This window comes from Arthrobacter sp. YD4 (genome assembly GCF_030410515.1).
GTDB lineage: Bacteria > Actinomycetota > Actinomycetes > Actinomycetales > Micrococcaceae > Arthrobacter.
In genome coordinates this window covers 32,642-41,408 of record NZ_JAUHHD010000002.1, presented here as the reverse complement: position 1 = coordinate 41,408, position 8,767 = coordinate 32,642, and the positions used below count along the sequence as shown (strand labels likewise).

Here is an 8,767-nt window from a genome sequence, read left to right as displayed (position 1 = left end):
CGGACCGGCGCCCGTGTTGCGGCGGGCGAGCTTGAACGCGGCCTCGACTGCCTCGGTGCCGGAGGTGCGGGGCCGCCGTCTGTTTAACGTTGGGCTGCCGGTCCGGCCGGGCCCTAGTTGGCGAGCCAGATATCCGGGCCGAAGACCTCGTAGTGGATCTTCGTGGCGGGGATTCCGGCGTTGATCGCCTCGTTGCGGATGTTCTTCATGAACGGGAGCGGACCGCACAGGTACAGGGATGCGTCCGCGGGCAGGTCCACCCCATGCAGGCTCATGAACCCTTCGCGGGCGGGGGTTCCCTCCGCCGGACGTTCGAGCCAGAGCTGCAGTTCGGCGCCGTCGAGGCGCTCGACGTCGTCGGTCATCTGGGAGCGCAGCGCCCAGCTCTCCAGGGTGCTTTCGGCGTGCAGCACCAGCACCCGGCGGTCCGAGCCGGCGGCGGCGAGCGAGCGCAAGATCGAGGCCGACGGCGTGCAGCCGATGCCGGCCGAGGCCAGCACCACCGGGCCGTCGCCCTCCTTGAGGGTGATCTCGCCGTAGGGGTTGGAGATCTCGAGGATGTCGCCGACCTGGACGTTCCTGTGCAGGACGGGGGAGACCTCGCCGCCGTCGTCGATCTTGGTGGTGAAGGTGCGGCTGGTCCCGGCGTCTCCGGAGAGGGAGTACTGCCGGACCTGGCGCAGGCCGTCCGGAAGGGTGACCTTGACGCTGACGTACTGGCCGGGCAGCGCGGCCGTGACCGGGGTGCTGTCCGCGGGTTCCAGGACAAAGGTCGTGGAGCCGGTGCCGGCGGGGCGCTTGGCTGCCACCCGCCACGGGGTCCACATCGCGTCGTTGGCCTGCGCGGCGTAGAGGCCCTTCTCCAGCTTGATCAGCGCGTCGGCCATCAGCCAGTACACCTCGGTCCATGCCTCGGCGATCTCGGGGGTGATGACCCCGGCCAGGTCTTCGGCGATGGCGGCGAAGAGGTGCTCGTAGACCACCTGGTATTGCGGTTCGGTGATGCCGAGGGAAGCGTGCCGGTGGGCGATGCGGGAGAGGACGGTCTCCGGCAGGGTGCCCGGGTTGGCCACCAGGTGGCTGGCGAAGGCGGCGATGCTCCCGGCGAGGGCCTGCTGCTGGTTGCCGTTGCGCTGGTTGGACCGGCTGAAGAGGCCGTCGAGCAGCTCCGGGTGTGCGCCGAAGAGCCGGGCGTAGAACTTGGGGGTGATGTCTCCGATGCGGGATCCGACCAGCGGCAGGGTGGCCTCGATGACGGGGAAGGACTTGTCCGAGAGCATGTGCTGACTCCTGAGATAGTGGTCCGGCGTCTTCAGGCGGACCCTGTGCGTCGATACTTGCATTTCAAATACAAGTATCTACATGCTCTTTTCTACAGCTCGTAGAAGTTCGGTGCAAATCGTGACCGGGCGACGGTTCATTCCGCGGTGGGGTGCGGGCGAAAGCCGCCGAGTTCGGGCGGCGGGAGCGCGTGGGGAGAGTATCGAGGGCGAGGCCGCCGGGCAGTGCCTCTCAGTGCTTCCCAGTGCTTGCCAGTGCGAGGGGCGGTGTCGCTTAGAGGTCGGGGCGCAGGCCGATCGAGGCGAAGACGGGGTTCATCTGCCGTTCGGTGGGGAGCGAGGCGATGACGATGTCGTCGAGTTCGCGGTAGAAGGCCTCGCGGGCCCGGTGCAGGGCGCCGCGGAGGTGGCATTCGGCGATCAGGGGGCAGGTGCCGCCGGGCGCCTCGCAGTCGGCGGGGTCCTGCCGGGTGTCGAGGGCGCGCAGCAGCTCGCCCACGGTGGCGCGGCGGCCGGTGGCACTGAGCCGGGATCCGCCGTGGCGGCCGCGTTCGACGTCGATCAGCCCCATTATCCGCAGCTTGGCCATGGCCTTGCTGACGTGGTTGTACGGGGTGCCGACGGCGTCGGCGACGGCCTGCGTGGTAAGCAGGCCGCCGCCGGGGGCTGCCGCCAGGACCATCATGGCCCGCAGGCTGACGTCGGCGAAGGCGTTGATCCTCATGGTCTGCTGTTGGTCTAGTCCACCCAGACGGTGGGTTCGTTGGAGTCCGCCGCGAGCTCCCCGAAGTGGAGGTCTCCGCTGTCGTCGCCCGAGTAGGGCAGGACGGCAGCGAAGACGCTGCCGTCGCGGTGTTCGGCCGCGACGTGGATGGCGTCGGAGTCTTCCTCCACCAGTGTGATGTCGCAGACGATCGCCGCGGCGCGGAACTCGTCCCGGTGCTGGCGGAGGAGCTCCGTCAGGTCCGCGATCATGGCGTCGGCGTCGAAGTCACCGTCCGTGCCGTCGGCGGCGTCGGCCGGTGTGACCGCCACCAGCCGCACCTCGTCGTCGTTCTGGACCACCAGGGCGAAGGGCAGGAATCCGCCGTTGCGCTCAAGCTGCTCCTGGGCCGCGCCGACGCCGGTGCCCAGCAGGTTTTCCAAGTCGGTGGCGCTGGCCTCGGGCACGGAGCTGCGCCAGGAACCGGTGGCCGGGCTGCTCACCCGGTTAGCCCCGGACCACGGACAGCACCCGGTCGCGGATGCGTTCCATGGTTTCCTGGTCTGTGGCCTCGACGTTCAGGCGGAGGAAGGGCTCGGTGTTGGACGGGCGCAGGTTGAACCAGTAGCTGCCGTCGGCGGCGACGAAGGTGCTGCCGTCCAGGTAGTCGATCTCGACATCCTCGGTGTGGAAGTCCTGCCGGACCCGCTCCACGGCGGCGGCCTTGTCCTCGATCTCGGAGTTGATCTCACCGGAGGACCGGTACGGCTCGTACTCGCGGCCCAAGTCGGAGAGTGGGCCGTCCTGTTCGCCCAGCGCGGCCAGGACGTGCATGGCGGCCAGCATGCCGGTGTCAGCGTTCCAGAAGTCGCGGAAGTAGAAGTGCGCGGAGTGTTCTCCGCCGAAGATGGCGCCCTCCGCGGCCATCACGGCCTTGATGAAGGAATGGCCCACCCGGGTGCGGACGGCGCGGCCGCCGTCGGTGGCGACGAGTTCCGGAACCGCACGCGAGGTCAGGAGGTTGTGGATGATCGTCGGGTTGTCCTCGCCGTTGGCCTTGGCGCGGGCGATCTCGCGGCGGGCCACCATGCCCGTGACGGCGGAGGGGGAGACCGGCTCACCCTTCTCGTCGATCACGAAGCAGCGGTCGGCATCGCCGTCGAACGCCAGGCCGATGTCGGCGCCGTGCTCCACGACGGCGGCCTGCAAGTCGCGCAGGTTCTCCGGCTCCAGCGGGTTGGCCGGGTGGTTCGGGAACGAGCCGTCCAGTTCGAAGTACAGCGGCACGATCTCCAGCGGCAGCTTGGGCAGCAGTGTGTCGCCGAGGACAGCGGGGGTGGTCATGCCTGCCATGCCGTTGCCGGCGTCGACCACGACCTTCAGCGGGCGGGAGCCGCTGAGGTCCACGAGGCTGCGCAGGTACTCGGAGTAGTCCTTGAGGACATCGCGGACGCTGATCAGGCCCCGGGAGCCCTGGGCGGGGATGGTGCCGGCGTTGAGGTATTCCTCGGCACGGGCCTGGATCTCCTTGAGTCCGGTCTCGGAGGAGATCGGGACAGCGCCGGCCTTCGCCATCTTGATGCCGTTGTACTCGGCGGGGTTGTGACTGGCGGTGAAGGTGGCGCCGGCGGCGTTGAGCTTGCCGCAAGCGAAGTAGAGCTCGTCGGTGGAGATGAGATCCAGCAGCTGGACGTTGGCCCCGCGGGTGGCGGCGCCGTTGGCGAAGGCCCGGCTGAATTCGGGGGAGGAGGGACGCATGTCGCCGCCGACCAGGACCGTCTGTCCGCTCAGTTCGAGGACGTCGACGAAGGCGGCGCCAACCGCCTCGACGATCTCGACGGTGATCGAGTCGCCGACGATGCCGCGCACGTCGTAGGCCTTGAAGGAGGCCGAGAGGTCATAGGTCTTGGTCTGTTCGCTAGTCACGGCACCATCTTACGGTGAAGGGCCCGCCGCGCAGCCGATACGGGTCCGCTTATGTGGATTTCCCGGGAGACGTTGTCCACATAGGTGCGGGCGGGCTTCGTCGCTGTCGGAGGGGGCTGGGATACTGAAGCAATGGCTACTCCCCAGAACGCACCAGTCATGACCCCTGACCCGACGACCCCTGACTCGACGACCCCTGAATCTACGACGCGGGCCCAGGCGCAGGGCGTGCTGCGCGAGCTCGTCGGAAACCCGGGAGCGGACTTCCACGAGGGACAGTTCGAAGCCATCGAGGCGTTGGTCGACGGCGGCCGGCGGGCCCTCGTGGTCCAGCGCACCGGCTGGGGCAAGTCCGCGGTGTACTTCGTCGCCTCCCTGCTGTTGCGCCGCCGCGGTGCCGGCCCCACCCTGATCGTGTCGCCGCTGCTGGCGCTCATGCGGGACCAGGTCGCCGCCGCAGCCCGGGCCGGTGTCCGGGCCGTGGCGATCAACTCGGCAAACCAGCTCGAATGGGACACCGTCCGGGAGCAGCTCGCGGCCGACGAGGTGGACGTCCTTCTCGTGTCCCCGGAACGGCTCACCAACCCCTCTTTCCGCGAGAACCAGCTCCCCGAACTGGTCCGGCGGACCGGGCTCCTGGTCATCGATGAGGCGCACTGCATCTCCGACTGGGGCCACGACTTCCGGCCTGATTACCGCCGCATCGCCGACCTGATCACCCAGCTGCCGGACAGCGTTCCCGTCCTGGCCACCACGGCCACCGCCAATTCCCGCGTGGTCCACGACATTGAGGAACAGCTCGGCGAGGGCGTCCTGACCATCCGCGGTGCCCTGGGCCGGGACTCCCTCCGGCTGGGCGTCCTTCGGCTGCCGGACTCCCGCGAGCGGTTGGGCTGGCTGCTGACCCACCTGCGGGACCTGCCCGGCAGCGGCATCATCTACACCCTGACCGTCTCCGCGGCCGAGGACACCGCCCGGCTGCTGGCCGAGGCCGGGCACAACGTGCTCTCCTACACCGGCAGGACCGACCCGGCGGACCGGGAACGGGCGGAGCAGTTGCTCAAGGACAACGAGGTGAAGGCGCTGGTGGCCACCTCGGCCCTCGGGATGGGCTTCGACAAGCCCGACCTCGGCTTCGTGGTGCACCTGGGCGCCCCGTCCTCGCCCGTGGCGTACTACCAGCAGGTGGGCCGCGCAGGCCGTGGCGCCGCGAACGCCGACGTCCTGCTGCTTCCCGGATCGGAGGACCGGGATATCTGGCAGTACTTCGCCACGGCGTCCATGCCTTCGGAGGAGAAGGCCGCGGCGGTGCTGACCGCCCTGGCCGAGGCCGGAACCGCCGTGTCCACCGTCGCGCTGGAAGCACGCGTGGACCTGCGCCGGACGCCGCTGGAACTGCTCCTCAAGGTCCTGGCCGTTGACGGGGCCGTGGAGCGGGTGGGCGGCGGCTGGCGCTCCACAGGCATGCCATGGGTCTACGATGCCGAACGGTACCGCCGGATCGCCGAGGCCCGCGTGGACGAGCAGGACTCCATGGTGATCTACCAGGACACCGCCGGGTGCCGGATGGAGTACATCACCTCTGTCCTCGACGACGAGACCGCCCACCCCTGCGGGCGGTGCGACAACTGCGCCGGACGGTGGTTCCCGGCCGACATCGCCGCCGACGCAACCCAGACCGCCGATGCCACGCTCAGCCGCGCCGGGATCGTGCTGGAACCCCGTTTGCAGTGGCCCAGCGGGATGGACCGCCTGGGCGTGGCCGTCAAGGGCAAGATCAAGCCCGAGGAGAGCGTGGCCAACGGCCGGGCACTCGCCCGCCTGACCGACCTAGGCTGGGGCGGCGCGCTGCGCGAGACGTTCGCCGCCGGTGCCCCGGACCGTGCCGTGGACCCGGCGATGCTGCGGGCCTGCGTCCAGGTGCTGCGCGAGTGGGGGCAGGGCGATTCCCGGACCCCCGGCTGGAGCGGAGCGGGCCGGCCGGCGGGAATCGTCAGCGTCCCGTCCCGGAGCAAGCCGGAACTGGTCGACTCGCTGGCCCGCGGCATCTCGGAGATCGGCCGCATTCCTTACCTCGGCGCGCTGCAGCTGGCCCACGGCGGACCCACGGGCGGCCGTGGGGGCAACAGCGCGTACCGGCTCGCGGGGGTCTGGGAGCGCCTGGTGGTGGGCCCGGAATTGGGGGCTGCCCTCGCCGGGATTCAGGGCCAGAGCGTGATGCTGATCGATGACCTGGTGGACAGCCGCTGGAGCGTCACTGTGGCGGGCCGGGCCCTGCGCCAGGCCGGCGCGGGAGCCGTGTTGCCTTTGGTGCTGGGCCAGGCCGGCTAGGCACGGGGCACGGCCTGGGCCGGCCAGCCCCCGGGTACGCAAAAGGCCCCGGTCCAGGACCGGGGCCAAACGCGGAGACGGGGGGATTTGAACCCCCGGTGGAGTTGTGCCCCACACTTCATTAGCAGTGAAGCCCATTCGGCCGCTCTGGCACGTCTCCATCCGCTATCACTAGCCCACCAAGGATACGCAGAACCGGCCATGCAGCGCAAAACGGTTGGCGGGCCGCCGGGTCAGGCGCCGCTGCCCGCCAGCGCCCGCCAGAGGAAGTGCTGGCTGCGGCTCTGCAACGCCGCGGCCTGCCGGTTGTCCGAGGCCCCGGCGTGGCCGCCCTCGAGGGCCTCGTGGAACCACACGTTCGGGATCCCCATCGCCTGCATGCGCGCCGCCATCTTGCGCGCCTGCACCGGCCCCACCCGGTCGTCCGAGGTGGCGGTCCAGATCAGCGTCTCCGGGTACTCAACCCCGTCCCGGAGCAGGTGGTAGGGCGAGAACGTCCGGATGAACTCCCACTGCCCGGCGTCGTCCGGGTCGCCGTACTCGCCGATCCAGGAGTAGCCGGCCGAGAGTTTGCTGTACCGGCGCATGTCCAGCAGCGGCACACCGCAGGAGACGGCGCCGAAAAGCTCCGGGTACTGGGTGAGCATGTTGCCCACCAGCAGGCCGCCGTTGGAGCCGCCCACGCAGCCCAGCCGCTCCCGCGAGGTCACGCCGCGGGAGATCAGGTCCCTGGCCACCGCGGCGAAGTCCTCGTAGGCGCGGTGCCGGTTTTCCTGCAGGGCGGCGCGGTGCCAGGCGGGCCCGTATTCGCCGCCGCCCCGGATGTTGGCCACCACGTAGACGCCGCCGCGGCTGTGCGGGGCCCCGCCGTCGGCCCCGGCCATCTCCTCGGTCCGGCGTTCCAGCCAGGCACGGCCCACCACGCCGCTGTAGGCGGGGGTGCGGGAGACCTCGAATCCGCCGTAGCCGGAAAGCTGGGTGGGGTTCTGGCCGTCTAGAACCAGGCCGCGCGCCGCGATCTGGAAGTAGGGGACGCGGGTCCCGTCCTGCGAGACGGCGAAGTGCTGCTGCACCTCGTACGCGTCCTCCTCGAAGAACGACGGCGCGGTGCGCACCACCTCGTGGTTGCTGACCACCCCGTCGACGCCGGCGCGGGTGAGCGTGCCGCGGGTGAGGGTGGTGGGCGTGGTGAAGCCGGTAGCCACCAGCCAGAAGTCGTTGCCCCCGGCGGCACCGGCGTCCACGGAACCGTCCGCGCCCTCGACGGTGTCCTCGTCGTCGACGGCGTAGGCGTTCACGTCGTGCAGCGGCGGGCAGGCGTCCAGGACCTTGACCGCCCAGGCCGAGTCGGTGCCGGGCCGCTGCGGGTCCAGCACCCGGATCTCGGAGGACACGTCGCGCAGCAGGTTCAGCAGCAGGAAGTCCCGGGTCCAGCTCCAGGACTGCAGCGAGGTGTGCTCATCCGGGGTGAACAGCACGGCCAGGTCGCGGCCGCCGGCCAGGAAGGACTCGAAGTTCACGGCCAGCAGGGAGCCCGCGGGGTAGCTGGTGCCCTCCAGTGTCCAGTCTTTCTGCGGCCGGAACAGCAGCCAGTCCCGGTGCGAGCTGACGTTCACGTCCGCGGGCACATCGATCTCCACCCACTGGCCGTCCACCAGCACCGAGGTGCGGGTCTCGAAGAAGCTGACCCAGTCCACGGCGAAGGTCCGCTCGTAGCCGGGCGTCGAATCGTGCACCACCAGGGCCATCATGTGCTCTTCGGGGATCTCGAACAGCGTCTCGGCGTCGGCCAGGGTCCCGCCGCGGCGCAGCACGACGCCGGTACGGGCGTAGGAGGACGTGGTCCGCGGCAGCCCCCCGGCGGTGCTGGAGACCAGCAGCGTGTCCTCGTCCAGCCAGGACGCGTTGCCCTTGGCGGTGGGCAGGTCGAAGCCGCCCTCGGCCGGGTCAACGAAGGCGCGGCGTTCGACGTCGAACTCGCGGTACCGGTTGGCGTCGCCGCCGTCGGGGGAGAGTGCCACCAGCGCCCGGCGGTGCTCGCCGCCGTCGGCCGGACGGAGGAAGTTGGCTCCGTGGAAGACCCATTCCTGGCCCTCCTCGGCGGCCAGGGCGTCAACGTCCAGCAGGACCTCCCACGCGGGCGATCCCGCCCGGTAGCTGTCCCAGTCGGTACGCCGCCACAGGCCCTTGGGGTTGGTGCCGTCCTTCCAGAAGTTGTAGTACCAGCGGCCGTGCTTGCCGACCATGGCGATCCGGTCGGTGGAGTCCAGGACTTCCAGGATGCGCTCCTGCAGTTTCGCGTACTCTGCGTCCTCCAGCAGTTCCTCGGTGCGTGCGTTCTGCTCGCGGACCCAGGCCAGCTGTTCCTCGCCGTAGATCTCCTCCAGCCAGATGTTCTCGTCAACGGGTTCGGGCGCGGATCCCGGGGCGACACCGGACACGGGGAATTGCTCAGCAGCAGTGGTGGTCATGGGCCCATCCAAGCAACTGCCTCGCCGGGCAGGCAAGTCAAGCCGCCGGGCCCGAT

The 8,767-nt window shown here is 70.0% G+C and carries 6 protein-coding genes and 1 tRNA gene; 1 reads left to right on the top strand and 6 read right to left on the bottom strand.

Going from position 1 to position 8,767, the window contains the following annotated elements; all coding sequences use genetic code 11:
• Positions 1-113 precede the first annotated feature (113 nt).
• The 4 genes from QWJ39_RS04515 to QWJ39_RS04500 all read right to left on the bottom strand — a co-directional run bounded on the left by QWJ39_RS04515 (position 114) and on the right by QWJ39_RS04500 (position 3,909).
• Complete coding sequence (locus QWJ39_RS04515) at positions 114-1,280, bottom strand: globin domain-containing protein (protein ID WP_290256532.1); 1,167 nt, start codon at positions 1,278-1,280, stop codon at positions 114-116.
• Between the two features lie 274 nt (positions 1,281-1,554).
• Entirely contained in the window at positions 1,555-2,004 is a 450-nt protein-coding gene (locus tag QWJ39_RS04510) for an Rrf2 family transcriptional regulator (protein ID WP_290256531.1), read from the bottom strand.
• Positions 2,005-2,018: 14 nt separating this feature from the next.
• Positions 2,019-2,486: a hypothetical protein gene (locus QWJ39_RS04505; RefSeq protein ID WP_290256530.1), complete on the bottom strand. Its 468-nt coding sequence runs from the start codon at positions 2,484-2,486 to the stop codon at positions 2,019-2,021.
• 4 nt (positions 2,487-2,490) lie between these two features.
• The gene (locus tag QWJ39_RS04500; RefSeq protein WP_290256529.1) at positions 2,491-3,909 is read right to left on the bottom strand and encodes a phosphomannomutase/phosphoglucomutase; all 1,419 of its coding nucleotides are present in this window, start codon (positions 3,907-3,909) and stop codon (positions 2,491-2,493) included.
• 132 nt (positions 3,910-4,041) lie between these two features.
• Between QWJ39_RS04500 and QWJ39_RS04495 the strand changes: the two genes are divergently transcribed.
• Entirely contained in the window at positions 4,042-6,240 is a 2,199-nt protein-coding gene (locus QWJ39_RS04495) for a RecQ family ATP-dependent DNA helicase (RefSeq protein WP_290256528.1), read from the top strand.
• Between the two features lie 72 nt (positions 6,241-6,312).
• Here the strand turns inward: QWJ39_RS04495 and QWJ39_RS04490 are convergent.
• Positions 6,313-6,400 (bottom strand) — tRNA-Ser (locus QWJ39_RS04490).
• A 73-nt stretch (positions 6,401-6,473) separates the two neighbouring features.
• Complete coding sequence (locus QWJ39_RS04485; protein WP_290256527.1) at positions 6,474-8,711, bottom strand: prolyl oligopeptidase family serine peptidase; 2,238 nt, start codon at positions 8,709-8,711, stop codon at positions 6,474-6,476.
• Positions 8,712-8,767 lie beyond the last annotated feature (56 nt).

Coding starts and splice junctions, on each gene's coding strand:
- QWJ39_RS04495 (WP_290256528.1), top strand. CDS start 4,042: ATGGCTACTCCCCAGAACGCACCAGTCATGACCCCTGACCCGACGACC.
- QWJ39_RS04510 (WP_290256531.1), bottom strand. CDS start 2,004: ATGAGGATCAACGCCTTCGCCGACGTCAGCCTGCGGGCCATGATGGTC.
- QWJ39_RS04515 (WP_290256532.1), bottom strand. CDS start 1,280: ATGCTCTCGGACAAGTCCTTCCCCGTCATCGAGGCCACCCTGCCGCTG.
- QWJ39_RS04485 (WP_290256527.1), bottom strand. CDS start 8,711: ATGACCACCACTGCTGCTGAGCAATTCCCCGTGTCCGGTGTCGCCCCG.